Genomic DNA, 25,824 nt, shown 5'->3' with positions numbered 1-25,824 from the left:
AAATGTCTGTGAGAGCCAACCGGAGGATTTCTGAGCTGCGATGACGTACGAGAAAGACCAGGCGAAGGTCGTGGTCGGTGTCGACGGCTCCGAGCGCAACCGGGCCGCGGTCGACTACGCCGTCGCCTCGGCGCTGGCGACGGCCGAGCCGCTGATGCTGGTCGGGGTGGTCGATGTCGGCGTCCCTGACCAGCAGGAGGCGACTGCGGCCCAGGGGCATGAATGGCTGATCCTGGAGGACATCCGCGACCGCGTGGTGGCTGAGCATCCACAGCTGAACGTGCGTACCCTCGTCCGGTTCGGCCACCCGGTCCCTTCATTGCTGGCGACCGTCGGCGAGCGTGACCTGCTCGTCGTCGGCAAGCGCGGTATGGGTCCCTTGCGCAGCATGCGCATCGGGACAACCGCGCTCCGGCTCGCCGCTCGCGCGTTGTCTCCGCTGGTGGTGGTGCCGCCGGGATGGAGCGCCCGGCCGCATCACCAGGGCGCCATCGTCGTCGGTGTCGATCCGGCGGCGGACGACGAAGAGTCGCTCCGGCTGGCGTTCCGGGAGGCGATGCGGTCCGAGGCGCCGCTACGCGTGGTGTCCGCAGTCGACCTGCGGCCCATGCTCGTCTGGGACAAGGTCCTCGGAGCGCCCCTCTATCGGCAGTGGGAGCAGCGGAGTGCGGCGTCGTTGGAGGAGTTGGTCGGTCCGTTCCGAGACGAGTTTCCCGGCGTGGCGGTCACCGTGGTGCGAGACAACGGCCATGCGGCCGACGTACTGACCGACCACGCCGGCAACCCTCAGCTGATCGTCCTGGGTCGAGATCATCACAACGGTGCCTCGATCGGATTGGGTGCGGTTGCGCGGGAGGTGCTCAACAGCGCCGATGTCCCGGTGCTGGTCGTCCCGGTGGCGCGACTGAATGGCCACGGCCGATCGGCACCGATGTCGGACTCGGCGGCCGGGGCGACCTAGAGCCTCCGGGAGCCGGCCCAGGGGGTGGGCCGGAGCCGGGGAAGACGCCCGGCGGGGGTTGGTTACGCACCAGCCTCCGCCGGGCAGTTCACCCGTCGAGCGGCGCACGCCAGATCAGCTCGTCGCCGATCGCCGCGCTGACGGGCGGTTTCGTGGACCAAGGTCCCGCAGGTCGGCACCGACGCCCCTTTCTCCGCCCGACGGGTGCCGGGAGAGTCGGAGCGGACTGGGCCGGAATGCGCCCGGCCGGAGGAGGGTGACATGTCCGAGACAGAGCGGATCCTGGTCGGTATCGACGGTGGGGAAGGCGGTCGGGCCGCGCTCAGGTACGCCGCGGCCGAGGCCGCACGCAGCGGGGATGAGCTGTGGCTGGTCCATCTGGTGCCGCCGCCTACCGTCCCCGGCGTCATCGACCCCTACGCGGGCCAGGCCGCTGTCGGCCGTGACCGTGAGATCGGGGCGGGATTGCTGGAGAGGGCGGCGAAGGAGGCGATGACCCTGGCGTCGGCTGACCGCGTCACCTCGACGCTGGTGCGGGCTGACGCCGCCAACGGGCTCGTCCAGATGGCTGCCGCGGCACGGCTCGTCGTGCTCGGTGGCCGGCATCGCCCAAGCCTGGAGCGGATCTTCACGGGCTCCGTGGTCAACCGGGTCGCCGGGCACGCGCCGGTCGCGGTCACCGTCGTGCCGACCGAGTGGCCATCGGGCCCCGGTGCCGACCGTGTCGTCGTCGCCGTCAAGGACTGCGACGACGCCGCCGGCCTGGTCGCGCGTGCGATGAGCGAAGCCGCCGGCCGCGGCGCCGAGCTGGTCATCCTGCACGCCTGGGAGGTGCCCACGCCGTACGACGGTCTGTCTTTCTCGCAGCGCGAGCTGGCCGAGTGGGACGCGGGGCTACGGCGAGACCTGGAGCGCACGCTCGACCGGGCGAGGAGCCATCGGTCCGCTCCCTCGATGTTGGTGGAGACCCGGATCGAGGTGCGTCGCGGTCAGCCTGCGCGGCTGATCGCCGACGCCGCGGCCGAGTCCGACCTGCTGGTCATCGGGCGCCGGCGCCACACCTTCCCGACGGGCCGCCTCGGGAGCACCGGCCGCGCGCTGCTGCGTGAGAGCCACTGTCCGGTCGAGGTGCTGCCTCCCGTTCTCGAGATCATCGAGGCCGACGAGCCGACGTTGTCGCGGCCTGCGGCGGCGACCGGTTCGTGAGCGGTCACGGTCGACCGTCCTGAAGCACCGGGGACGAAGGGCCCGCCCGAGGCGGACCCCGTTCCCTCGCCGGGACGGGGCCGGCAGCAGTTGGCTGAAGGGTGTCCGGCCAAGACGGGCCGGCGAGACCGTTGGAGGAATGATGACTTCAATCTCCACACCAGGCTCCGCGACAACGCTGCCGGGGCACTACCCCCTGCCCGCCGCGCGGATGCTGGCGGTGCTGAGGATCGCGTTCGGGCTCACGTTCCTGTGGGCCTTCTTCGACAAGCTGCTCGCGCTGGGCTTCCACACCGGTGCGATCACCAACGAGGCCGGCACCCGCACCGGCATCGACTTCTTCGCCGAGGACGCCGCCTGGATCAACGGTGGCAGTCCCACCGACGGCTACCTGTCCAACGTGCCCGAGAACAACCCGTTGCAGGGCATGTGGAACGACATGGCGGGTCAGGCCTGGGCCGACTGGCTGTTCATGCTCGGGCTGCTCGGCGTGGGCCTCACGCTCACCTTCGGCATCGGGATGCGGGTCGGCGCCATCGTCGGCGCGACGATGTACACGCTGATGTGGTTCTCCAGCTTCCCGCTGGATCAGAACCCGATCATCGACGACCACCTGCTCGGTGCGCTCACCGTCGGAGTCCTGGCGATGACGTACTCCGGTGACACCTGGGGCTTCGGCAAGCAGTGGGCACGGATGCCGCTCGTCATGCACCACCCGTGGCTGCGATGACGAGCTATACACGTACGTTCGGGGAGGTCGGCATCGCCGACGTCCCCCTCGTCGGCGGCAAGAACGCCTCCCTCGGTGAGATGTACCGCAGCCTCCACGATCGTGACATCCGTGTGCCCAACGGGTTCGCGGTCACGGCCGGCGGCTATCGCTACTTCCTGCGCGCCGCGGGCATCGACTCGGCTCTCGTGACGGTCTTCGCCGACCTCGACGTCGACGACCGCGAGAACCTCGCCGAGCGCGCCGCCCGGGCACGAACCCTCCTGCTCTCCGCGGAGCTTCCCCAGGACCTGGCCGACGAGATCGTGGCGGCCCACCAGGAGCTACGACGGGAGTACGGCAGTGACGTCGCGCTCGCGGTGCGGTCCTCGGCGACCGCCGAGGACCTGCCGGACGCGAGCTTCGCCGGCCAGCACGAGTCCTACCTCGACGTCCAGGGGGAGGAGGCGCTGCTCGACGCCGTTCGCCGCTGCTTCGCCTCGATCTTCACCGACCGGGCTGTCGACTACCGTGCCCGGCACGGCTACGACCAGCTGTCGGTGGCGCTCTCGGTCGGAGTGATGAAGATGGTGCGCTCCGACCTCGCCTGTTCGGGGGTCACCTTCACGCTCGACACGGAGTCGGGGTTCCGGGACGTCGTCTTCGTGACCGGCTCCTACGGCCTCGGCGAGAACGTCGTGCAGGGCCTGGTCGAACCCGATGAGTTCTACGTGCACAAGCCGACGTACGCGGTCGGCCACCGCGCTGTACTGAGCCGCCGCCTCGGGAGCAAGGCCGTGCGTATGGTGCTGGGGGAGACCGAGCCGGTGCGGAACGAGCCCACGCCGCCGGCCGACCGTGGCCGCTTCTGTCTCACCGACGAGGAAGTGCTCGAGCTGGCCGGCGCGGCCATGACCATCGAGCGCCACTACGGCAAGCCGATGGACATCGAGTGGGCCAAGGACGGCACCGACGGGCTGTTGTACGTCGTCCAGGCGCGCCCCGAGACGGTGGCCGCGAGGAGGAGACCGGCGGTCATGACCCGGTTCGTGGTCGAGGCGCACGGCGACCTGCTCACCACCGGCCGCGCGGTCGGGGCGAGGGTCGGGGCGGGGCGTGCCCGGATCGTCCGCAGCATCGGGGAGGACGTGGGCTTCGCTCCCGGTGACGTGCTGGTCGCAACCAGCACCAGCCCCGACTGGGAACCACTGATGAAGATCGCCTCCGCGGTCGTCACCGAGCACGGCGGGCGCACCTGTCACGCCGCGATCGTCGCCCGCGAGCTCGGCATCCCGGCTGTGGTCGGCACCGGCGACGCGACCGGCACGATCACCGATGGTGAGGAGGTCACCGTCTCCTGCGCGGAAGGCGATGACGGCAACGTCTATCGCGGTCTGGCCGACTTCCACGCGAACGACGTCGCCACCGAGCTGACCGCGCGTCCGCGGACACACGTCATGCTCAACCTCGGCAACCCCGGGATCGCGTTCGAGTCGTCCTTCCTGCCCAACGACGGGGTCGGGTTGGCGCGGATGGAGTTCATCCTCGCCGAGCACGTGCGCGTGCACCCGCTCGCCGCGCTGCATCCCGAGCGCGTCACCGACGCCGCGCAGCGCGCGGAGGTCGAGCGCCTCGTCGGCGACGATGGTGCGGCGTACGTCATCGAGCGGCTGGCCGAGGGCATCGGCACCATCGCCGCGGCCTTCCACCCCAAGCCTGTCGTCGTGCGCCTGTCCGACTTCAAGACCAACGAGTACGCGGCGCTCCTCGGGGGTGCGGCCTTCGAGCCCACCGAGGCCAATCCGATGCTCGGCTTCCGCGGTGCGGCTCGCTATGCCCATCCGGCCTACACCGAGGGATTCGCGCTCGAGTGCGCCGCTCTCCGCCGGGTTCGCGAGGAGATGGGCCTGGACAACGTCGTCGTCATGGTGCCGTTCGTCCGCCGCCTCGAGGAGGCCGACCGCGTGCTGGCACGGATGGCCGAGCTCGGGCTGCGCCGCGGTCAGCGCGGCCTGAAGGTCTATGCGATGTGCGAGATCCCGTCGAACGTCATCCTCGTCGACGAGTTCGCCAAGCGGTTCGACGGGTTCTCGATCGGCAGCAACGACCTCACCCAGCTCACCCTCGGCGTGGACCGCGACAGCGAGCTCGTCGCCTTCGACTACGACGAGCGTGACCCCGCGGTGGAGAGGATGATCGCCCTTGCCGTCCAAGGCTGCCGGCGTCACGGTATGCACTCCGGCATCTGCGGCCAGGCGCCCTCCGACCACCCCGAGGTCGTACGTTCCCTCGTCAGGCTCGGCATCGACGCGATCAGTGTCACGCCCGACTCCGTCCTCGCGGTCACGCAGACCGTGCTCGCGGTCGAGGGTGAGTCGTGACGGGCGACCAAAGGCCCTTGCCTGGGGCCGAGGGTCCCTGTCGAGCGGAGGCCTCGCGGACCGACGCTGGAAGCATGAACGAGAGCAGCAGAGATCTCATCCTGGCAGGAGTCGACGGCACCGCGGCCGGGCTCGCCGCCGCCCGCTATGCCGCCGCTGAGGCGGCCCGGTCCGGTGCAGTGTTGCACCTGGTCTACGTGGTCGACCCGTACGCACCACCGCTGCCGACCTGGCCGGTGGCGCCCACGAGCGCCGACTCCAGGATGGGCCAGCTCGGGCGAGCGATCCTCACGGAGGCGGAGGAGGCTGTCGCGGACAGCGGCGCGGTGGTGAGCACGTACCTGCTGCTCGGCCTGCCGGCGACGGTGCTGGCCCAGGAGGCCGCCAAGGCTCGCCTGGTCGTGCTGGGTGATCAGCCGCGTGTGCTGCTCGACAGGATCCTCACCTCCTCCATCCTCGCCCCGGTCGCGGCGCACGCGGCCGTGCCGGTGATCGCCGTCCCCGCCAACTGGATGCCTGGGGACGAACCCCGCGAGATCGTCGTCGGGGTCCAGGACGCCGTCGGCTCCGTCGCCCTCGTGCGCCGCGGGCTGGAGGTGGCGGCCGAGCGGGGCGCGCGTCTGCGGCTGCTGCACGCCTGGCACACCTTCGGGGCCTACCAGGACTACCTCACCGTCGGGAGCGAGGAGCAGGCCTGGGTCGACCGGGCCGAGCGGGATCTCACCGCCGCCCTGGCAGCGGCCCGATCGGACCTCGGCGAGGATGCGGCCGATGTCGACGCCCGCGTCGACATCGTGCACGCCCAGACGGCGTACGCCCTGGTGGAGGCATCCCGCACCGCGGATCTGCTGATCCTGGGCCGTGGCCGCAACTTCCTCGGCTTCGGGCACCTGGGCGGGACTGCCCGGGCGGTGCTTCGCGAAAGCATCTGCCCGGTCGAGATCGACCCGTCCGTGGCGCCGGCGTTCGAGGGGGACGCCGGAGCTACGGACGGGGTCACGACAGCAGGTAGCCGACCGGTCGGTGCCGGCCGTCAGTGACGAAGGAGAAGACGATGTATCTGGCAGCACGATGGTTCCCCGGTCACCTGACCGAGCTCGACCGCACCGAATGCGTGGAGCTGCTCGAGCGGAGCGAGGTCGGCAGAGTCGCCTTCGGCGACCCGGACGGACCGCTGGTCCTGCCGGTCAACCACGTCATGGTGGGCGATCAGATCGTGTTCCGCACCGCGCCGCGCACCGCGATCGCGGACCACGTCGGCACCGGCCAGGTGTCGTATCAGATCGACGAGTTCGACTCCTACACCTCCTCGGGCTGGAGCGTGCTGGCACGCGGGTCCGCGGAGTTCGTCGACGGCGTCTGGCTGACGGCGCACGACCTCAGGCCGGAGCCGTGGGCAGACGGCCGGCGAACGCTGTACGTGTGCATCACCCCGACCCAGATCACCGGCCGGCGCGTCGTGCCGGTCTGAATCGCCCATCACAGGCGAGTAGAGCGCAGACGAGTAGAGCCGAAGGAGTCGAGATGACGTACGCAGCAATCCCCGAGGGCGCCGTCCTGGTCGCGGTCGAGAACTGGCCGGCAGCGGCAGAGAGCGTGTCGTGGGCGGTCGAGCAGGCATACCGCGACGGACGTGACGTGGGGCTGGTCCACGTGGTGTCGGCCACGACACTGGAGACGCCGCCCGGATTCCGTGCCGGAGCCCCCTCGGAGCCCGAGCAGGCTCACGGGTCGGTGGTGCTGGCGAGCGCCGAGCGCTACGCCGAGCATCGCCTCGATGCGCTCTCCGGAGTCGCGGCGTTCGCCGGTTACCGGCGCCCGGAGGTGGCCACATCGCAGCAGATCGGGTCTGCGATTCCCGCACTCGTCGCCGCGTCCGGCCATGCCTCGCTGCTGGTGCTCGGGTCGCGGGGCAAGGGACCGATCGGCAGCTGGATCCTCGGCTCGATCAGCCGGTCCGTCGTCGAGGACGCGAAGTGCCCGGTCGTCGTGCTGTGCCCGGGCGCCGGCGGTGTGGGCCGTGGCGTGCTCGTCGGCATCGACGGGACCAGCGACTCCATTCCGGCCCTGGAGTTCGCCTTCGACCAGGCCGACCAGCGGAACCTGCCGGTGACGGTGCTGTACTGCTACCGCGCCGACAGCACGGAGCGGCCCGACGACGACCGGGTGCTGGTCGCGGAGTGCGTGGCCGGACTCCGGGAGCGCTATCCGGACCTGCACCCGCACCTGCGGATCCAGGCGGGAAGCCTCGGGCGCGCCCTCGCGGAGCAGGGCCAGACCATGCACATGGTCGTGGTCGGCGGCGGGGGAGCGGTGGCCCACCACCTCCTGGATCACGCGCACAGCGTCGTCGTCACCGTCCCGACGACTTACTCCCGAGCAGGTACGACGCCTCCGGCCAATGCGGTGTGAGCCCGGTTCTCGGAGCGAGCCTCGGCAGCGAGGGCGCGGCGGAGCCGGGCGATCGGACCAGGGCTGTCGATGCCGACCGCGCCCACCTCGATGCCGCCTCGCCGGTAGACGATGAACCCGGCCTCGCGCTCCTCCTCGTCGGTCGCCGTCGTCTCGCCCACGACCTGGATCCGGTGCCCGTGCCAGGTCGACCAAGCGAAGGGGACGGAGGCGAAGACCTCGGTGGCTCCGGCGGCGTTCGCGCCGGCTATCCGACCCTGCTCGCCCGCCGCGGTCCAGTGCTCGCTGCGCTCGCCGTCGACGCACGCAACGTCACCCGCGGCCCAGACCCCGGGCGCGCTGGTGGCGAGCCGGCGGTCGCAGAGAACGCCGCCGGTGCGGTTGTCGAGGGCGACGCCGCTTCCGGCGAGCCACGCCGTCGCAGGCCGGGCTCCGATGCCCAGGACCACGGCATCGGCGGCCACGATCTCACCGGTGCACAGCTCGACCTCGTCGACGCCGAGGTCCGAGCTGCGTACGCCGGAGACGGTGGTCCGGGTGAGCAGCCTGACGCCGGCGTCGGCGTGCAACTGCATCAGGCGTGCGGCCGCGAGCGGGCCGACCGCTCGCTCCAGCGGTCGGCTGCTCGCCTCGACGACGGTGACCTCGATACCGCGGGCACGGGCCGCCGAGGCGATCTCGGAGCCGATGAACCCGGCCCCGACGATCACGACCCGGCGCGAGCGCGCCAGGGAGTCGCGTACGGCGAGCGCGTCGTCGTAGCGACGGAGCATCTGTACGCCGCGTACCCCGGACAGCCCCGGCAGCGTCGTCGCCGTGCTGCCGGTGGCGATCACGAGCGCGTCGTAGCCGAGGTCTCCGGCGCCGGTGGTCACCGTACGGCGCTCGGTGTCGAGGCCGTGGACCCGCACCCCGGAGAGGTGATGCACCCGCAGCTCCTCGATCACCTCGCTCGACCGCAGCACCGGCACGCCGGGCTCCTCCTCGCTGGAGAGAGCCGCTTTCGACAGCGGCGGCCGGTCATAGGGCGGGTACGGCTCATCGCCGACGATCGTGATCGGCCCGGACCAGCCGGCCTGACGTGCGCCTTCGACGGCACGGAGCCCGGCCAGCCCGGCACCGACGACCAGAAGTGATGACATTCGTCTTCCTCAGACTCGATGGGTGGCGCTCAGCCGAGGAGGCGGAGCGCGGAGACCGGGCAGGAGTCGATGGCTGCCTTGACGTACCCGCGGTCCGGGTCGGGCACCTCGTCGGTGAGGACCTCGACGAGGCCGTCGTCGCCGATCTGGAAGTAGGTGTCGGCCTGGGCCTCGCACATGCCGATGCCCTCGCACACCGTCTTGTCCGCTTCGATGAAAGACCCAACGTTCACTCGCTGACGCTCGCTCACAGCTTGGACTCCTTCAGCGGGATGAAGTCGACCTTCTCGCGTACGCCGCAGTCCGGGCAGCACCAGTCGTCGGGGATGTCGCGCCAGGCGGTGCCGGCCGCGAAGCCCTCGAGCTCGTTGCCGACCGCGACCTCGTAGACGTAACCGCAGCCGGGGCAGCGGCCGGCGGCGACCTCGTCGTCGAAGGTCTGCCGGGTCACGTCGATCTTCAGCGTCTCCTCGCTCGCCGGGTCTGCGGGCGGGAAGGTGGCGAGCAGCTTGTCGAGCCGGCCGGGGCGCACGTTGGCCAGCCGTACGTCGCCGTCGAAGTGTGCGACCACGCGCTTGTCCATCACCCGGCGCCACAGCGGCGGGACCAGGGCGAGCACGATCATCCCGGCGTAGCCGGTCGGCAGCGCCGGGGACTCCCGGTAGTCACGCAGGGTCTGGTAGCGCCGGGTCGGGTTGGCGTGGTGGTCGCTGTGCCGCTGCAGGTGGTAGAGGAGCACGTTGGTCGCGATGTTGTTGGAGTTCCAGGAGTGCATCGGCAGCACCCGCTCGTAGCGCCCGGAGCTGGTCTTCTGCCGCAGCATCCCGTAGTGCTCCAGGTAGTTGACGACCTCGAGCAGGGAGAACCCGATGACGGCCTGCAGGACGAGGTAGGGCAGGATCCCGACGCCCAGCCACAGCGTCATCGCGGTCCACAGGGCAGCGCTCATCAGCCAGGCGTTGAGGACGTCGTTGCCGAGGTGGAACGGGTGGGTGCCCTTGCGCCGGTAGCGCTTGGCCTCCAGGCCCCAGGCGCTGCGAAGCGACCCGAACACGGTGCGGAACCAGAACCCGTAGAGGGTCTCGCCCATCCGGGAGGAGGCCGGGTCCTCCGGTGTCGCGACACGTACGTGGTGGCCGCGGTTGTGTTCGATGTAGAAGTGTCCGTAGAAGCTCTGTGCGAGGGCGATCTTGGACAGCCAGCGCTCGTGGCTCTCCTTCTTGTGGCCGAGCTCGTGGGCGGTGTTGATGCCGATGCCCCCGATGAACCCGATGGTGAGGGCCAGCCCGATCCTGTGCGCCAACGGCCAGTCCTGGGTCGCGATCAGGTACATCGCGAAGGCGAACCCGGCGTACTGGATCGGCAGGAACGCGAAGGTGATGTAGCGGTAGTACCTGTCCTCCTCGAGCTCCTCGATGACGTCGTCGGGCGGGTTGGAGCGGTCCAGGCCGGCCGCGAAGTCGATGATGGGGACGATGCCGAGGACGACGATCGGACCCGTCCACAGGAACACGCCCCACCCGGTCAGGACGTAGCCACCCACGGCGATGAAGGCGAAGGACGGGACCACGAGTCCGAGGAGCCACAGATAGCGCTTCCTGTCCCGCCACCTCTCGGTGGAGCCCCCGTCGACGGTGCCGCTGGCGCCGAGTGTCATCTGCTGCCTCCTGTGAGTTCGGTTACGACCACTGTCAGAATGGACGTACGCGGCGGCAGAGTCTCTGGCCGATCGGGCCGAATCGATCACCGATAACTGTGCGTATTCACAGTCGTGTTGGCGAGGAAGGTGTCGTGGTAGTCGAGCGCCAGGAGCAGGTCGCCGGCTCGTTCACGCAGCGGATGCCCGAGGAGTCGCTCGGCCTGGGCCACGCGGTAGCGGATGGTGTTCTTGTGGATGCCGAGCCGCACGGCGAGCCGGTCCGCCGTCTCGGCCGAGGTGAGCACCTCGCGCACGGTCTCGCGGAGCCGACCATGGGGCGGATCGGCCAGCCCGCGCAGCGTCGTTCGGGTGAACCGCTCGGCGGCCTCCGGGTCATGGGCGATCAGGACCAGGGCGGCCACGTCGTCGTAGGCGGTCACCGGTGCTCGCCGCCCTGGCGCCAGCGCGACCCGCTGAGCCGCCTGCGCGTCGAGATGCGCTGCGACGAAACCGTCGAGACCGCTTCCGGCGACGCCCACCGTCACTCGTACGGCTGTGGGGTCGATCCCGGTGTCGGTCACGGTGTCGGGTCGTTCACCCAGCGCGAGCCAGGCCCACATCTCCCTTCCTCCCGGGCGCACCAGCACCGACCGGGCATGCCCGGCCCGGCGGGTGACGGCCGTGAGCGCAGCTTCCAGCTGCTCGATGGAGTCGGCGGTGAGCGCGTGCGCGACCAGGGCGACGTGACCTGGGATGTTGATCGGGTGGCCGGCCAGCGCGGCGGACAGCTCGGCGGGGGAGACGCTTCGGGTGTCCAGCGCCTGGGAGACCACCTCGAAGCGGCGGGCGTCCCCGCGCTGCTGGATCCGGGTCGTCTCGGCCTGGTGGATCAGCACCGACTGCTCGACCGAGGAGCCGAACCACGCGGTCGCCTTCGTCCAGAACCAGACCAGCAGGGCCTCGTGGTCGAGATCGCTGGGCGCCTGCCGGACGACCTGCACCGCGAAGTCCCAGCTCTCCTCCTGAGCCCGCTGGTAGACCTTGAGCAGCAACGGCAGACCGAGATGGCGGCGGGCTGCCTCGAGTGCGGTGGCGTGTGCGGACGGGACCAGCTCGAATTCGGCGTCCGGCAACGTGATCCGGTCGAGGAAGGCGTACCAGTGCTCTTCGACGGCCTTCAGGAGGAGGGGCCGGAGATCGGCCAGATCGATCTCGCCGTCGGCCAGGATCGCATCGGCGGTCGACGCGGCCCAGCGGGCGACCTCCTCGGGCCGGCGTTGCTCTTCCGCGAATGCCGCCAACCAGGCACCGATCTCGGTCACCGCACTCACCTCTCTCGACGCGCCGGATTCGCGCAGTCTACAAACGCCGGACGTAAGAGAGTGGCCCGCCGACGACGCTCAGATCTGCATCCGGAGGATCGCGCCCGGCCAGGGCTCGGGCTGTCCGGTGTCGACCGTGAACCGTCGCTCCAGCGCGAACCCGAATCCTTCGTACGTCCGGACGAGCGCCTGGTCGTCCCCGGCGTAGCAGTCGAGCCTCAGCTGGGCGACACCTCGCTGCCGGGCGATCTCGACGGCGTCGTCGACCAGCGTCCGGCCGATTCCGGAACCCCTCCGGGCACGGTCGGTGACGAGCAGCTGCAGGTAGAGCTCGGGGATCGGTGCGGGATCGACGTACGGCAATGGTTCATCGGCCAGGACGCAGACTCCGACCACCTGCCCGTCCGCCTCGGCGATGCGGGCGGTGCGCTCGGAGAGCATCGTCCGGATCTGCTCGACCCGAGCCTCGATGCCGGAGAACGGCGTCTCACCCCACTGCCCGGTGCGGCCCTGCGAGGCGAGCCAGGCGACGGCGGCATCGAGGAGGTCCAGTGCGTCTGGGAGGTCGCTGACGGACCCGGATCTGACATGCATGGAGCGAACGCTGGCACGGCTCCGATCGGCTGTCGAACGCTTTGGACGTGGTGTCGTAAACCGGTCGCGGGCCTCGATGAGGGGCTGATAGCGTACGCCTCGATGGGTACTCTGAAGCGATAGATCGGGACGCTGCGTCGAGTCTTTCTCCGCAGTGGGTCCTGAGCGACCGCGCCGTCCGACCGGCGCGCTCGAGGTCCGTGTTCCGACCCGTCGCCACGAGGAGTCTCCTCTTGTTCCCGTCTGCTTTCTCTCCCTCCGCCGTACGCGGCCACCGCGTGTGTGAGCTGCGTTCGGCCGCGGTCCGCTTCGCCGAGCGGATCGTCCTCGACCGCGTCGACCTCGCGGTCGGCCCGACCGACCGACTCGCCGTCATCGGCGACAACGGCGCCGGCAAGTCGACCCTGCTCGACCTGCTCGCCGGTGCCGTCACACCGGTTGCCGGCGAGGTACGCGTCGTCATCCCCGGTGGCATTGCACACGCCGCCCAGGAGCCGCGGTTCCCGGCCGGGGCGACGGTGCGTGATGCCGTCGACCTCCTGCTCGCGGACCTGCGGGCCCTCGAGTCGCGCATCCAGAGTTGCGCTGAGCGCCTGTCCATCGCCGGCGACCAGGATCAGCCGGCGCTGCTCGAGGAGCTCGGTGAGCTGATCGACCGGTTCGAGGCCCGCGACGGCTACGGCGTCGACCGGCGTGTCGACGCCGCGCTCGACCAGCTCGGCCTGGGTGGCCTCGACCGGGGACGCCCGGTCGAAGAGCTCTCCGGAGGCGAGCGCGCCCGGCTCGCTCTGGCCGTGGCGCTGTCGGCCAACGCTGAGGTGCTCCTGCTCGACGAGCCGACCAACGACCTCGACGATGCGGCGCTGACCTGGCTCGAGTCGCAGCTGGACGTACATCGCGGAGCGATGGTGGTGGTCACCCACGACCGGGCCTTCCTCGAGCGGAACGCCTCTGACATCGTCCAGGTACGCGACGGCGGGCTGCGCCGCTACGGCAACGGCTACGCCGGCTTCCTCGTGGCGCGAGCTACCGAGCGGCGACGTCAGGCCGAGCGGCACGAGGAGTGGAAGGCTGACCTGGCCCGCAACGAGGCCCTCGTCGCGGCGAACGCGTTCCGGCTCTCCGCGATCCCGCGCAAGCTCGAGCTCGACGGTTTCGGGCACGGCGCCTTCCGGGCGCGCAGCCGCGACCACGGCGCGATGGGCCGGATCCGGATGGCGAAGGAGCGCGTCGCCCGGCTGCGGGCCGATCCTGTCGCGCCGCCACCAGAGCCGCTCCGGTTCGCCGCCGGTCTCGGGTTCGATCGGCCGCCGGCCGACGGGCCCTACATCGCCCTTCGTGACGTACGTCGTGAGACCGATGCCTGGCTGCAGGTGGCCGAGTGGTCCCTGAGCGCCGGGGACCGCTGGCTGGTCACCGGACCGAACGGGGCCGGCAAGACGACGCTCCTGCGGCTGCTGGCCGGCGAGCTCGCTCCGGATTCGGGGAACGTCGAGCGCGCGCCGGGAGTGCGGGTCTCCTGGCTCCGCCAGGACGTCGCGGCGCCACCTGTGGGCTCGGTCGCCGGTGTGTTCGCGCGCACCGTGGGGATCCACCTCGAGGACGCCATCGAGCGCCTGCGGCGGTTCGGGCTGTTGCGCGAGCAGGAGATGCGCCGCCCGGTGCGGGCTCTCTCGGTAGGGCAGCGCCGCCGCCTCGACCTCGCGATCGCGCTGGCCGACCCTGGTGACGTACTGCTCCTGGACGAGCCGACCAACCACCTCGACCCAGAGCTCGTCGAGCAGCTCGAGGACGCCCTCGACGCCCACCCCGGCGCCGTCGTCACCGTCACCCACGACCGCCATTGGATCCGCCGCGCCTCCGGGGCGCGGCGCGTACGTGTGCACGGTGGTGGTCGGGTGGAAGTCGTCGGCTGAGGTGCTCTAGGAACGAGGCATCAGGCCTGCGCCAGGTAGCCCGCGGTGAGGGCGACCATCTCCTCGAGCACGGCCTCGCGCGGGTAGGGCGGTCGGTCGAGCACCCAGCGCAGCGCGATGTTCTCCATGGCCACCACGAGCACCCACGCGGTGAGCTGCGGGTCGGGGCGGGTCCTCGCGACCGCCCCGGCATGTAGATAGGCGGCGGTGAGGTCGCGTACGCGGTTGACGAGTGCCGCGTGGCGATCTCGGTTGCGCGAGGCGGGGAGCTCCTCGGTCAGGACGCGCAGCAGGGCAGGATCCTGCTCCAGCCCGGCGAGGAGCGCATCGGCGACCGACCGGATCGCCGGAGTGCCGGCGCTGCTCGCCTGGAGTGCCAGAGCCGAGGCGGTGCGCTCGGAGACGTCGTCCCAGTAGCGGCTGATCACGATGTCGAGGATCGAGGACTTGTCGGAGAAGTACTGGTAGAGCGAACCGGGGCTGATGCCGGCGGCGACCGCGACGCGGTTGGTCGAGAACGTCTCGTAGCCGTCGTCGATCAGCACCTGGCGTCCGGCCTCCAGGATGCGCTCGACCGTCGCCCTCGAGCGGGCCTGGATGGGTGTCTTGCGCATGCCCCAACGTTAGGCAGAACGCGAATTGAAAGCGAGCCCTGGCTCGCATCACGCTGGAGGTATGACCACACTCGCGCAGCAGGGCACCCAACCCACCGGATTCCCCACACGTTTTCGCGAAGGCGAGGCGCGCAGCCGCCGTCTGGGCCGACCGTTGCGCCTCCTGGGCCGCATCGACGAGGTCGACGAGGACCTGATGGAGCGGATCGGGCGGGCGTTCGGCGAGCGGGACGAAGCCGGCGCGCGGCTGGCGGAGGCGATCCGGATGCGAGCCGGGACTCCGGGCAAGGTCACGATGACCCAGCTGCGTACGGCCCTGGAGCACGGTGCGGCGGCGGTGGAGTCCCCGCCGCCGGCGCTCGCCGACTTCTTCGCGCAGGTCGAGGCCACCCCGGACTGGGTCGACTGGGACCTCGTCGACGAGGGCAGCCGCGTGTTCACGCGACTCGGCCAGAATGCGGCCGACGTGCTCCTGCAGCTCTCGCTCATCAGCGGCTACCGGTTCGGCGGCCCGCCGGACCTGCTCGTGGCCACCGGCGGCCTGACCGGCGGCACCACCCGGCGGCGCCTGGCCGAGACCCAGCACTGGGCGGTGAGCCTGCGCAAGCCCGGAGCGCTGCGGCCACCGGAGCCGGGATCGGGATCGGGATCGGGTGAAGCCTGGCGCCTCACGGTCCACGTACGGGCCATGCATGCGCTGGTCAACGCCGGGTTCGAACCCAGGTGGGACACCGGCAGGTGGGGGCTGCCGATCAACCAGGCCGACCAGGCGGCCACGCTGGGCCTGTTCGACGGCGTACTCATCATCGGGTGCCGGGCACTGGGAGTGCCGATCTCCAGGCGGGACGCCCGGGCCCTGATGCATCTGTGGAAGTACGTAGGTTGGCTGATGGGCGTCGACGAGGACTTCCTCGTCGACGACGAGTGGGAGCGGCACCGGATCAACTACCACGTGCTGCTCTCGCAGGCGGAGATCTCCGAGGCTGGTCCGCAGCTGGCGCAGGCAGCGGTCGAGGCCCAGCGGGATCGCAGCTATCCGGGCTGGCCGGGTCCCTTGCAGCGCGTGCGTGGCTGGTACGAGACGGAGCGGCTCCTCTCGATGCTGACCGTCTTCCTCGGGGTCAGGTCGATGCGCGAGCTCGGCCTTCCGGCGAGGCCCCCGTGGGCGCACGCCTACCTGCTGCCGCTGAACCTGCTCAGGTACCGGGTCCTCGGCCGGACCGCAAGGGGCCGGGCTCGCCTGGAGAGGCGAGGTGACCGAAATGCCGACTTGCTGCTCGCCAGCTACTTCGGCCGTGAGCGCGCTGCGGTCGGCAACCTCCCGGAGTGAGTGCGTGCGTCAGTCTCGGGTGGCGCTGGGAGGGGTGAGGGCGGCCTGGACGGTGCCGTCGATCAGGGTGGCGGCATCGGTCGCCTTGATCTCGCCCCGGTAGACAGCCCCGGAGGCGGCGTGGAGGACGCTCTGGAGCAGGGTCAGCTGCCACTCGAGCGGCTGGTCGTCCCGGAAGCTGCCGTCGTTGCGACCGCGCTCCATGAGCGGCTTCCAGCGGTCGATCAGCCCGAGGTGGACCGCCTGGAACTGCTCGTGGGGCATGCTCTGCTCGGCGGCGACGATCAGCGCGCCGTACTGCTGGGTCAGCCGCCACGACGCCTCGAGGAGCCGGCTGAGGGCGGCACGGGGGTCGCCGTCGAGGTCGACCGCTCCGAGCGCCTCGTCGGACTGCTGGATCGCGCGCTCGACGACCTGGGTGACCAGGGTGGCTCGGGACTCGAAGTGGCCGTAGAGCGTGACCCGCCCGACGCCCGCCGCCTTGGCGATGTCGGCGACGCTGACGTCGGGGTCGCGGGCGAGGCAGGCGGTTGCCGCGTCCATGATCGACTCGATGTTCTTACGTGCGTCGGCGCGCTTGAGGGTCGTCACGGCCGGAACCTCCCACGAGATGTTGAGCATCAGGGTATCGGCTGCCGTGCGGCCGGCCACGCGCACAGCACCTTGGCGCGGACCGTGGCGCCGAGGCGTCGGTAGAACCGGATCGCGGCGTCGTTGTCGGGTTGTACGCCCCAGGTGATCGTCAGGCCGCCGGCACGCTCTGCCAGCGCGGTCATCAGCCGCCCGCCGACACCGGCGTCGCGATTTTCGGGTCGGACGTAGAGGTCGTCGAGGGCGATGATGTCGCCGCCCGACCACAGGTGCAGGCGGCGTACGGCCGAGACGTAGCCGACCGGCTCTCGGTCGATCTCGGCGAGCAGCACGATGATGTCCGGGCGCTCGAGGTAGCCGGCCCACTGCGCGGCGGTCACGGTGACGGAGTCGGACTGGGCCTGGTGCGCGGCGATCTCACCGATGAGCGTGCGGACGGTCTCGGCGTCCTCCGGGGTGGCTTGGCGTACGACGACGTCCGGGTGGGTGTGGGCGGTCATGCTGGTTCCCGGTCGGTCGCGGCGTGGGAGTGGTGGGCGTGGCTCCCGGAGTATTCAGCTGGGCGCGCGAGCATCGCGGCGAGCATGAAGAGCAGCATGAGTACGTGACCGAGCAGCATCAGGCCGCCCGCGTCGATGACCCCGAGCCAGAGGAAGGGGAAGAGGGCCACGAAGCCCGCGTACATCGCCGCCGACATCTCGACGATCGGCCTCGATCCGTGGCCGCGGAAGCGCATCCAGGCAGCCATCGGGATCACCATCGTGGTGCCCATGACCAGCGAGTCGACGTCGGCGCGATGCACCCATGCGCTCTCCGGCTGCCCGCCGACTGCGAGCTGCCAGAGCGGGTAGAGCAGCATCATCCCGACGGCCATCGCGATGACCATCTGGAGGTAGTGGAGCGCGAACGAGAGCGCGCGGGGTCTGGGGCGGTGGGGCTTCGTCATGACTGGGTCTCCTGGTGGGGCTCTTGGTGAGCGTCGGTGGACGCGGGTCGACCGGGGATCAGTGCCCCGGCGAGGACGGCGGCAAGGGCTGCGATGACGGCCGCGACCAGGTAGGCCCTCTCGAAGCCGTCGGTGGTGCCGTCGACGAGGCTGGCCGCGGCGACGCCGGACATCACCGCGGCGCCGAGCGAGGCGCCGAGCTCGTGGAAGGTGCTCAGGATGCCGGAGGCCACGCCCGCGAGCTGCGGCTCGACCTGGCTCAGGGCGGTCGCGGCCGCGACCACGAAGAGGACGCCGAGTCCGGCGGAGCCGATGCTGACCGCGATCACGGTGGACAGCGTGCTCATGCTGATCGCGGGTACGACGAGCCCGGCGGCGGCGATGAGCAGCCCGGCGATCCCGAGAGAGCGAGCGCCGAGGCGGCCGATGAACCTGCCGGCCAGCTGCGCGCCGACCATCGTTGCGGCGGCGACGGGCAGGAACAGCAGGCCGGTCGTGAGCGGTCCGTGTCCGGCGGCGCTCTGCAGGTAGAACGTCCCGAGGAAGAACACCGCCACCATCAGCCCGGTCGCGACGAACAGCACGAAGGTGCCGGACAGGACCGGGCGCCGCGTGACCAGCGCCGGGTCGATGAGGGGATGACGCGTACGTCGCAACCAGCCGGCCAGGACGGCGTATCCGACGATCCCCGCGACGACGAGCACGACGGTGCGGCTCGAGGCCCAGCCCTCGTCGCCGGCTTCGATGAAGCCGAGGATCAGCAGCCCGGTGGAGGCGGTGACGATCAGCGCTCCGACGAGGTCGAGACGTACGTCGCCTCCCCAGGCGGGCAGCGGCGGGAGCAGCCGGGCCAGGAGGATCGCCACGACGATGCCGACGGGCACGTTGATCAGAAACACCCACTCCCAGCCCGGTCCGGCGGTCAGGGCGCCGCCGAGAAGCACGCCGATCGCGGCCCCACCGGCCCCGAGCGCCGACCAGATCCCGAGCGCTCGGTTGCGCTCATCGCCGTCGAAGAGCCGGACCACGATCGAGAGGGCAGCGGGGGAGAGCATCGCCGCCCCGACCCCCTGCGCGACCCGCCCGCCGATCGCCAGCTCCGCGCTCGTGGCGAGGCCGGTGGCCAGGGATGCCACGGTGAACGTCGCGAGTCCCGCGAGCACCACGGGCTTCGGGCCGAACAGGTCGGCTGCCCGGCCGCCGAGCAGCATCAAGCCGCCGAACGCGAGGGTGTACGCACTCACCACCCAGGTCAGCGCATCGCGCCCCAGCCCGAGATCGGCGCCCATGTGCGGTAGCGCGATCGCCACCACGGTGACATCGAGGATCAGCATGAACTGCGCCAGCCCCAACAACCCGAGCAGCCGCCATCGGCGCGGGTCGGCGGACTGGTCGACGGCTTCGCCGGGGTTGCTGTCTGAAGTCATGGCGCGCCTCCTGAGGACACAAGTCGAACATTGATGTACGAGATACTAACTCGAACATTGGTGTTCGACAACGGCGTTTCTCGGGGCGTCACCCCTTGCACGGTCCCGACGTCGCGCCCATGGTGGGAACACCGAGCATCCAGAGAAGGGGCAGGACCATGTCTTCACACACCTACCGCGTCACCGAGATCGTCGGGACCTCCGACGAAGGACTCGAGCAGGCGATCCGCAACGGCGTCGGTCGAGCAAGCAAGACGCTGCGTCACCTGGACTGGTTCGAGGTCACCCAGATCCGGGGACACGTCGACGACGACGACATCCAGCACTTCCAGGTCGGTCTGAAGGTCGGCTTCCGGATGGAGGACGAGTGACGGCGCCGCGGCGCTGAACGGGTTATGCGGGGTCGTGAGGAAGTACGCCCGGCCCCTCGCGCAGCTCGAACACGAGCTGCGTCTCGGTCTGCCGTACGACCCGGTGGACGGTCACGTGCTGCAGCACGAAGTCGCGCAGGGCCTCGGCCTCCTCGACGGCGACGTGGAGGTGGAAGTCGTCCGCGCCGGCGACGTGGAAGGCCTGGATCACGCCGGGGGTCGTGGCCAGATCGTCGTAGAGCTTCTCGACGTGCTCCTTGCTGTGGCTGCCGAGCCGCACCTTGATCACGGCCTGCAGCGGGTAGCCGAGGGAGCGGACGTCGACGTCGAGGCGGCGGCCGGTGATGACGCCGTTGTCGCGCAGGGCCCGCAGGCGGTAGGCGCAGGTCGACTCGGCGAGGCCGAGGCGCGATGCGAGGGCCTTGTTGGTGAGCTCGGGGTTGGTGGCGAGCTCGGTCAGGATGCGGCGATCGACTGAGTCGAGGGCGGCTGCGGATGGTTGTACTTTCGCCAACGGGGCTCACCTGGATCACTGGTCGAGTTGCTCGAAGACGTCAGTATCAGCGATTCGGTGGGATCTTCGGCAATCGATATGGCTTGATCTTGTGGGTTCCGGCCAGCATCACGGCATGCCGATTGCGAACCCTCACCTCGACTCGCTCGCCGTCCACGCCGGACGGGAGGACCTGGCGATGTTCGGTGTCCACGCCCTCCCGATCGACCTGTCCTCGACCAATCCCCTTCCCGACATCGAGCGCGGTGGCGCGTCGTACGAGGCCTTGGCGACCGGTGGTCATCCGCTCCCGGACGGCGGGTCCGTCTACCAGCGGCTGTGGAACCCCACCGTCGCGCGGTTCGAGTCGGCGCTGGCACAGCTCGAGCAGGCCGAGACGTCGGTCGCGTACGCCTCGGGCATGGCGGCCATGACGGCAGCGATCATCGCGAGCACCTCCTTCAGCGGCAAACGGCACGTCGTCGCGGTCCGCCCGCTGTACGGCGGCACCGACCACCTGCTCGCCTCCGGCCTGCTCGGCGTCGAGGTGACGTTCTGTGCGGAGCACGAGGTCGCCGCGTGTCTTCGGCCCGACACGGCGCTTGTGGTCCTGGAGACCCCGGCCAACCCGACCCTGGACCTCGTCGACATCGCGACCGTAGTCGCGGCCGCCGGTGACGTACCGGTGCTCGTGGACAACACCTTCGCCACCCCGGTCCTGCAGAACCCGCTCACCCTGGGCGCGGCGATGTCGCTGCACAGCGCCACCAAGTACATCGGCGGTCACGGCGACGTCGTCGGCGGTGTGATCGCGTGCGACGAGGGGACCGCTGTCCGCCTGCGCCAGGTTCGCGCGGTCACCGGCGGCCTTCTGCACCCGCTGGGTGCCTACCTCCTGCACCGCGGCCTCGCCACCCTGCCCACCCGCGTACGGACCCAGCAGGCCGGTGCGGTCGAGATCGCGGAGTGGTTGCAAGCACATCCGGCCGTCGAGCGGGTCCACTTCCCGGGGGAGGACGACGATCGGGGTCTGGTCGGCAAGCAGATGCGCGGCCCCGGCGCCATGGTCACGATCGCGCTGCGTGGCGGGTACGAAGCAGCCGCCCACGTGACCTCGTCGGTCGAGCTCTTCACCCACGCAGTCTCGCTCGGCGGCGTCGACTCGCTCATCCAGCACCCCGCCGGCCTCACCCACCGCCCGGTCGCCGCCCACGCCAAGCCATCGGCGAACCTCGTACGCCTCTCGATCGGCCTCGAGAACACGGAGGACCTGATGACCGACCTCGACCGCGCGCTCTCAGGCGCGCCCGTGCCCCCTGCTCGTGCCGCGGAGTCCGAGGACCGCGCCCTGATCCGCTGAGCGCGTACGTCTGTTGGAGAAGGGTTGTTCGCGAGTGTTGCCGGGGGACTGCCGACTCCTCTGGTACGTCCGCAAGCGAACGAATTTTCGTTCGCTTCAGGGGAAGCATCCTCCCGACGTATAGAGCGCCGAACAGCACGCACTTGCCCCGGAGCTTACGAGACCGTCGAGGCGGGGTTCGTACTCAGCACTCGTTGCGCGACAGCGGTGGTGGCCTCGACACCGAGGAAGCCGACGACGCGGGTGACTCGGTCGATGTCGAGCGGGAGCAGGCCGGGGGTGCCGGGGATGTCGGGAGTGAGGCGGAGGTCGAGGTCGTCGTGGCAGGTCATCATCCGCAGGTTGAAGTCGTAGCGTTCCCGCGCGCCGGGCGCGGAGAGTGCGCGGACGACGCGGGCGCTGATGCGGCGTACGCCGGTGTCGGTGGCCCACGCGTCGAGGAGCGCCGTCACCTTCTGGCCGTCGTTGTCGGAGATGTCGGACCAGACACCGTCCATCGGGCCGACCTGGTCGAGGAGTGCGGCGGCGGTCTTCTCGCCGATGCCGCTCACGCCGGGCAGGTTGTCGCTGGCGTCGCCACGAAGTGCCGCAAACTCCAGATAGCGAGAGGCAGGAACGCCGTACATCGCGTGCAGACGAGCGGGGTTCAGCAGGGGAGAGCCGTTGATTCCGCCGTTGATCAGCCGCAGAACCTTCGTGTGCTCGCTGATCAGCGCGAACGCGTCGCGGTCGGAGGTGATCACGACGCAGTCCCACCCGTTGCGGCCCGCCCAGGCCGCGGCGGAGGCGTTGACGTCGTCGGCCTCGAGGCCCGGGGGAGTGACGGTCGCGAGCCCGAGGGCGTCGAGCATCGCACCGGCCCGGTCGAGCTGCTCGGCCAGCAGCGGGTCCTTCTCGGGGCGGCCGGCCTTGTAGTCGGGGTAGGCGTCCCTGCGTACGGACGAGGTGCGGTCGTCGAGGCCGAAGAGCACGGCGTCAGGAGCGAAGGCGTCGATCGAGTCGAGGATCTGGCGCAGCATGCCGTGCAGCGCCCACGCGGGCCGGCCGGCGCGGTCGATCATCCGGGTGTGCGCCCGGGCGTGATGGTTGCGGTGCAGCAGCGACGGGGCGTCGACGACAAGCAGGAGGCGGCGGGGGCTCGGCGAGCTGTTCATCGACATCGCGCCCATCGTAGGCGCGCGAGGTCCCGGTTCGTTCGAAGCCCGGGCCGTACGCAGTCGGTGGCTATCTCTGACGGCCTCGCGGCATGAACGACGGCCAGGCGGCATGGTCGATGGCAAGCCAGGGCGCGGTGGCGACGCCGACGGGCGTCGTATCCACGATCGAGCGTACTTCGCGATTGAGATGTGGCTGATCGGAGTAGCCAGCCTGGGCTGCGGCCTCAGCGGGCGGAGTGCCATCGGCGAGAAGTCGGGCGGCGTGGTCGAAGCGTACGAGCCGGGCGGCCTGTTTGGGTGAGAGGCCGAGCTGGGTCCGGAAGCGGGACCAGAGCCGTTGGCGGGACCATCCGGTCTCCACGGCAAGTGTTTGGATATCGGACCGGCCCTGTCGAACGGAGGTCTGCTGCCAGGCGTACGCGACCTCGCGGTCGACCCTCCGTCGGGCGTCGAGACGACCGCCGAGGAAGTCGTACGTCATGGCGAACCGTTCGTCCCACGAGGTGGTGCTTCGAAGGTCGGAGCGGAGTTGTCTGGCCTTCGGTCCGAGGACGTCATCGAGGTCGGCGAAGGTGCGGGTGAGGCCGGCGGTGTCGAGGATCTGGGCGGCGAGAACCGGCGAGAGGCGCACCTGGAGGCACGCGCCGGAACCAGCGCCCGTGAGGCTCACGTTGCCGGGCAGAAGCCCGATCGCGACACTGCCCCGCGTGCGCTTGCCGGCATCGTCATGCGCGGTCCAGCCGTGGTCGCCGAGGTCGAAGAGCAGGGTGACCGCTGGGTGGGCAACCATCGTGATGTCGATCGGACGGGCACCGCGGTAGCGGAAACCTGCCATGTGGACGCCCGGGACAGGTGCGGCGCCGCGCGCCCGCTGGGGGATGGTGACGTCCACCTGAGACCAGTCCATGACGCAAGGCTAGGGCGGGAGGCAAGAGCGACATTCGTCCAAGACGACCTGGGGATTCGTACGAGATCGTCGTGAGCATGACTGCGTACGACACACCCACTGTTCACGGTGTCCACCTCCTTCATGACGGGCCGGAGACGGCACCGCCGCTGCTGCTCATCCATGGCTCCGGTGCGACCGGTTCGACCTGGGAGCCGATGGTCCCCGCGCTCGCCGAGCGGTTCCATGTGCTGCGGATCGACCTGCCGGGCTGCGGCAGGTCGAGCACGGCGCCGACGTACGCCGTCCCGGACCAGGCCGACCGTGTCGCTGCGGTGCTTGACGACCTCGGGATCACCAAGGATGTGGCAGTCGCGGGCCACTCCAGCGGCGGGTACGTCGCCACCGCCTTGGCCGAGCGACGCCCGGAGCTGGTCGGTCCACTGGCGTTGATCAGCACTGGGCCGAGCATGGCGGCATTGCTTCCAGAACCCGCGCTGGTCAAGCTGTTCACCGGGGGTGCGCTCGGTGCGTTGGTGTGGCGGCTGCGTACCGACGCACTGCTCCGGAAGGGGATCGCCGCCACTGCCGCCCGGCCGGTGACCATCGGCGACGAGGTCATCGATGACCTGAGGCGGACATCGTTCAAGACGTTCCGGGCGATCATGCAGGCGAACCGCGACTACCTCGTCGAACAGAGCATCCCGCAGCGGCTCCTACGGCTGGGACGCCAGCCGCTCGTGGTCTTCGGAGACGCTGACCCGCGGTGGGACCCTGAATCGGCCCATGAGTACGACGTCTTGCCGGATGGACGCGTGGAGTACCTCGCCGGTGTCGGGCACATCGCGATGCTGGAAGCGCCCGACGAGACGGCTCGGTTGCTGCTCGACTTCCTCGGCTGAACCTCCGTGCCGTACGCAGCCTAGGTCGACCGCTTCCTGCCCAGCCGCCAGCCGCCGTGGGGCAACTCGAGCGCCGACTCCGGGCCCCAGGATCCCTGCGGGTAGCTCTCCACCTCGGGCCGATGCTCGAGGACCGGCTGGCAGATCTCCCACAGCCGCTCCACCTCGCGCGCACTGGTGAACAGGGTCCGGTCGCCGTTCATGACGTCGAGGATCAGTCGCTCGTACGCCTCCAGCGGCCCGGCGTCCGGTGCGTCATGTGCGAGGTCGAGGCGGAAGACGCCGTCCGTCAGCGCCATGCCGGGTCCGGGCCGCTTTGCCCGGACCTCGATCTCGATCCGGGCCTCGTCGCTGAGCTCGATCACCAGCTCGTTGGGCTCCGCCGAGCTGGGATCCTCAGGCTGCAGCCAGCGGTGCCGCGGGTCGATGAACCGAATCGTGATCGTCCGGCGCCCGGCCGCGAGCGCCTTGCCGGTGCGAAGGTAGAACGGCACCCCGCGCCACCGGTCGTTGTCGATCCACGCCTCGATGGCGACGTACGTCTCCACGTCGGAGTCTTCGGCGACGTCGGGCTCCTCGCGATAGCCGTCGTACTGCCCGAAGACCACGCGCTCTGGGTCCAGCGGCCGAACGGCCGCGAAGGCGGCGGCCTTCGCCGCGCGGATCGCGCCCTCCCGGAAGGCGTGCGGATCCTCCATCGCCACGAACCCGAGCAGCTGGCACAGGTGGGTGGTAACCATGTCGCGCAGGCAGCCGGTGCCCTCGTAGAAGCTGCCGCGCCCGGTGACGGTGAGCTTCTCCGGTACGTCGATCTGCACCGACTCGATGCTGTGCCGGTTCCAGGCGGGCTCGAAGAGACCGTTGGCGAAGCGCAGCGCCAGCAGGTTCTGCACGGCCTCCTTCCCGATGAAGTGGTCGATCCGGAAGATCTGCTTCTCGTCGAACGCCTCGCTGAGCACGGAGTCGAGCTCGCGCGCCGAGGCGAGGTCGGTGCCGAACGGCTTCTCCGCGACCAGCCGGCTGCGGGCGTTCAGTCCTTCACGCGCGAGCATCCCGACCATCGGTTCCACGGCCTGCGGTGGCACGGAGAGATAGAGGAGGCGCTGTACGTCACCGAGGGTCTGTCCGCTCTCCAGCGCGAGCCGGTCCTCGGCCTCGTGCACCGCCTCGGCTAGTGCGGCGCCGTCCTCGGCGGACGAGGCGACGAAGCGGATCCGCTCCAGCAGCGGCCCGGCGACGCTCTCGTCGATCTCGTGGACGAACTCCTTCAGCGACTGGCGAACCTGGTCACGAAACTCGTCGTCTGTGCCCGGCGAGCGCCGCCCGCTGCCGATGATGGCGAGCTGATCGGGAAGACGTTTGGCGAGCGCGAGCCGATACAGCCCGGGGAACAGCTTGCGCGCGGCCAGATCACCGGTCGCGCCGAAGAGGACGAGTACGTGCGGGGCTGGTTTGGAGGACACAT

26 protein-coding genes are annotated in these 25,824 nt (G+C 70.3%); 12 read left to right on the top strand and 14 right to left on the bottom strand.

Annotated elements, in window-relative coordinates:
* Positions 1–40 precede the first annotated feature (40 nt).
* The 7 genes from ACFX43_RS09350 (at position 41) to ACFX43_RS09320 (ending at position 7,669) form a co-directional block, all read left to right on the top strand.
* Positions 41–961 carry a universal stress protein gene (locus ACFX43_RS09350; protein ID WP_378819834.1) on the top strand — a complete coding sequence of 307 codons (921 nt, stop codon included), beginning with the start codon at positions 41–43 and terminating at the stop codon, positions 959–961.
* A 261-nt stretch (positions 962–1,222) separates the two neighbouring features.
* A complete protein-coding gene (locus ACFX43_RS09345) occupies positions 1,223–2,167 on the top strand; it encodes a universal stress protein (RefSeq protein WP_378819831.1) in 945 nt (314 codons plus the stop codon).
* 142 nt (positions 2,168–2,309) lie between these two features.
* Positions 2,310–2,897, top strand: coding sequence for a hypothetical protein (locus tag ACFX43_RS09340; RefSeq protein WP_378819828.1), 588 nt, complete (start codon positions 2,310–2,312; stop codon positions 2,895–2,897).
* Positions 2,894–5,257 (top strand): phosphoenolpyruvate synthase, encoded by a 2,364-nt coding sequence (ppsA, locus tag ACFX43_RS09335; protein ID WP_378840815.1) that lies wholly within the window; start codon positions 2,894–2,896, stop codon positions 5,255–5,257. Before ACFX43_RS09340 ends, ppsA begins: the two co-directional genes overlap by 4 nt.
* A gap of 74 nt (positions 5,258–5,331) precedes the next feature.
* Positions 5,332–6,297, top strand: a complete 966-nt coding sequence (locus ACFX43_RS09330; RefSeq protein ID WP_378819826.1) for a universal stress protein — start codon at positions 5,332–5,334, stop codon at positions 6,295–6,297.
* Between the two features lie 14 nt (positions 6,298–6,311).
* Complete coding sequence (locus ACFX43_RS09325; RefSeq protein ID WP_378819823.1) at positions 6,312–6,728, top strand: pyridoxamine 5'-phosphate oxidase family protein; 417 nt, start codon at positions 6,312–6,314, stop codon at positions 6,726–6,728.
* Between the two features lie 53 nt (positions 6,729–6,781).
* Positions 6,782–7,669, top strand: coding sequence for a universal stress protein (locus tag ACFX43_RS09320; RefSeq protein WP_378819821.1), 888 nt, complete (start codon positions 6,782–6,784; stop codon positions 7,667–7,669).
* Here the strand turns inward: ACFX43_RS09320 and ACFX43_RS09315 are convergent.
* The 5 genes from ACFX43_RS09315 to ACFX43_RS09295 all read right to left on the bottom strand — a co-directional run bounded on the left by ACFX43_RS09315 (position 7,627) and on the right by ACFX43_RS09295 (position 12,366).
* Positions 7,627–8,811, bottom strand: coding sequence for an NAD(P)/FAD-dependent oxidoreductase (locus ACFX43_RS09315; RefSeq protein WP_378819819.1), 1,185 nt, complete (start codon positions 8,809–8,811; stop codon positions 7,627–7,629). The two genes, ACFX43_RS09320 and ACFX43_RS09315, sit on opposite strands and share 43 nt — an antisense overlap.
* 29 nt (positions 8,812–8,840) lie before the next feature.
* A complete protein-coding gene (locus ACFX43_RS09310; RefSeq protein ID WP_378819816.1) occupies positions 8,841–9,044 on the bottom strand; it encodes a ferredoxin in 204 nt (67 codons plus the stop codon).
* 14 nt (positions 9,045–9,058) lie between these two features.
* Positions 9,059–10,468: a fatty acid desaturase gene (locus ACFX43_RS09305; RefSeq protein WP_378819813.1), complete on the bottom strand. Its 1,410-nt coding sequence runs from the start codon at positions 10,466–10,468 to the stop codon at positions 9,059–9,061.
* Positions 10,469–10,554: 86 nt separating this feature from the next.
* The gene (locus ACFX43_RS09300) at positions 10,555–11,772 is read right to left on the bottom strand and encodes a PucR family transcriptional regulator (protein WP_378819810.1); all 1,218 of its coding nucleotides are present in this window, start codon (positions 11,770–11,772) and stop codon (positions 10,555–10,557) included.
* A gap of 78 nt (positions 11,773–11,850) precedes the next feature.
* The gene (locus ACFX43_RS09295) at positions 11,851–12,366 is read right to left on the bottom strand and encodes a GNAT family N-acetyltransferase (protein ID WP_378819808.1); all 516 of its coding nucleotides are present in this window, start codon (positions 12,364–12,366) and stop codon (positions 11,851–11,853) included.
* A gap of 278 nt (positions 12,367–12,644) precedes the next feature.
* On the opposite strand from ACFX43_RS09295, the gene ACFX43_RS09290 reads away from it, so the two are divergent.
* Positions 12,645–14,282 (top strand): ABC-F family ATP-binding cassette domain-containing protein, encoded by a 1,638-nt coding sequence (locus tag ACFX43_RS09290; protein WP_378840810.1) that lies wholly within the window; start codon positions 12,645–12,647, stop codon positions 14,280–14,282.
* Between the two features lie 20 nt (positions 14,283–14,302).
* Here ACFX43_RS09290 and ACFX43_RS09285 read toward each other — a convergent pair whose 3' ends face one another.
* Positions 14,303–14,896 (bottom strand): TetR/AcrR family transcriptional regulator, encoded by a 594-nt coding sequence (locus ACFX43_RS09285; RefSeq protein WP_378819806.1) that lies wholly within the window; start codon positions 14,894–14,896, stop codon positions 14,303–14,305.
* A 61-nt stretch (positions 14,897–14,957) separates the two neighbouring features.
* Between ACFX43_RS09285 and ACFX43_RS09280 the strand changes: the two genes are divergently transcribed.
* Complete coding sequence (locus ACFX43_RS09280; protein WP_378819803.1) at positions 14,958–16,226, top strand: oxygenase MpaB family protein; 1,269 nt, start codon at positions 14,958–14,960, stop codon at positions 16,224–16,226.
* A 9-nt stretch (positions 16,227–16,235) separates the two neighbouring features.
* On the opposite strand, the gene ACFX43_RS09275 is transcribed toward ACFX43_RS09280, so the two are convergent.
* From ACFX43_RS09275 to ACFX43_RS09260, 4 genes are read right to left on the bottom strand one after another with little or no spacing between them, the layout of a single operon-like run.
* Positions 16,236–16,877, bottom strand: coding sequence for a TetR/AcrR family transcriptional regulator (locus tag ACFX43_RS09275; RefSeq protein WP_378819800.1), 642 nt, complete (start codon positions 16,875–16,877; stop codon positions 16,236–16,238).
* Positions 16,847–17,317, bottom strand: coding sequence for a GNAT family N-acetyltransferase (locus tag ACFX43_RS09270; RefSeq protein WP_378819797.1), 471 nt, complete (start codon positions 17,315–17,317; stop codon positions 16,847–16,849). The genes ACFX43_RS09275 and ACFX43_RS09270 overlap by 31 nt, the downstream gene beginning before the upstream one ends.
* Entirely contained in the window at positions 17,314–17,763 is a 450-nt protein-coding gene (locus tag ACFX43_RS09265) for a hypothetical protein (protein ID WP_378819792.1), read from the bottom strand. The genes ACFX43_RS09270 and ACFX43_RS09265 overlap by 4 nt, the downstream gene beginning before the upstream one ends.
* Positions 17,760–19,190, bottom strand: coding sequence for an MFS transporter (locus tag ACFX43_RS09260; RefSeq protein WP_378819789.1), 1,431 nt, complete (start codon positions 19,188–19,190; stop codon positions 17,760–17,762). The genes ACFX43_RS09265 and ACFX43_RS09260 overlap by 4 nt, the downstream gene beginning before the upstream one ends.
* A 158-nt stretch (positions 19,191–19,348) precedes the next feature.
* Here ACFX43_RS09260 and ACFX43_RS09255 point away from each other — a divergent pair, with 158 nt between their 5' ends.
* The gene (locus ACFX43_RS09255; RefSeq protein WP_350657846.1) at positions 19,349–19,561 is read left to right on the top strand and encodes a dodecin; all 213 of its coding nucleotides are present in this window, start codon (positions 19,349–19,351) and stop codon (positions 19,559–19,561) included.
* A 22-nt stretch (positions 19,562–19,583) separates the two neighbouring features.
* Here ACFX43_RS09255 and ACFX43_RS09250 read toward each other — a convergent pair whose 3' ends face one another.
* Entirely contained in the window at positions 19,584–20,075 is a 492-nt protein-coding gene (locus ACFX43_RS09250; protein WP_378819786.1) for an Lrp/AsnC family transcriptional regulator, read from the bottom strand.
* Positions 20,076–20,190: 115 nt separating this feature from the next.
* On the opposite strand from ACFX43_RS09250, the gene ACFX43_RS09245 reads away from it, so the two are divergent.
* Positions 20,191–21,414, top strand: a complete 1,224-nt coding sequence (locus ACFX43_RS09245) for a trans-sulfuration enzyme family protein (RefSeq protein ID WP_378819783.1) — start codon at positions 20,191–20,193, stop codon at positions 21,412–21,414.
* Between the two features lie 155 nt (positions 21,415–21,569).
* Here ACFX43_RS09245 and ACFX43_RS09240 read toward each other — a convergent pair whose 3' ends face one another.
* The gene (locus tag ACFX43_RS09240) at positions 21,570–22,574 is read right to left on the bottom strand and encodes a 5'-3' exonuclease H3TH domain-containing protein (protein ID WP_378819781.1); all 1,005 of its coding nucleotides are present in this window, start codon (positions 22,572–22,574) and stop codon (positions 21,570–21,572) included.
* Positions 22,575–22,638: 64 nt separating this feature from the next.
* Positions 22,639–23,478: a helix-turn-helix domain-containing protein gene (locus tag ACFX43_RS09235; protein ID WP_378819778.1), complete on the bottom strand. Its 840-nt coding sequence runs from the start codon at positions 23,476–23,478 to the stop codon at positions 22,639–22,641.
* Between the two features lie 77 nt (positions 23,479–23,555).
* Between ACFX43_RS09235 and ACFX43_RS09230 the strand changes: the two genes are divergently transcribed.
* Positions 23,556–24,359, top strand: coding sequence for an alpha/beta fold hydrolase (locus tag ACFX43_RS09230; protein WP_378840803.1), 804 nt, complete (start codon positions 23,556–23,558; stop codon positions 24,357–24,359).
* A gap of 20 nt (positions 24,360–24,379) precedes the next feature.
* Here the strand turns inward: ACFX43_RS09230 and zwf are convergent, their stop codons facing one another.
* Positions 24,380–25,822 (bottom strand): glucose-6-phosphate dehydrogenase, encoded by a 1,443-nt coding sequence (gene zwf, locus ACFX43_RS09225; protein WP_378819775.1) that lies wholly within the window; start codon positions 25,820–25,822, stop codon positions 24,380–24,382.
* Positions 25,823–25,824 lie beyond the last annotated feature (2 nt).

It is taken from the genome of Nocardioides sp. YIM B13467, from assembly GCF_042788075.1.
Classification (GTDB): Bacteria; Actinomycetota; Actinomycetes; order Propionibacteriales; family Nocardioidaceae; genus Nocardioides.
The sequence above is the reverse complement of the archived record's forward strand: the minus strand, read 5'-3'. Positions and strand labels throughout refer to the sequence as shown.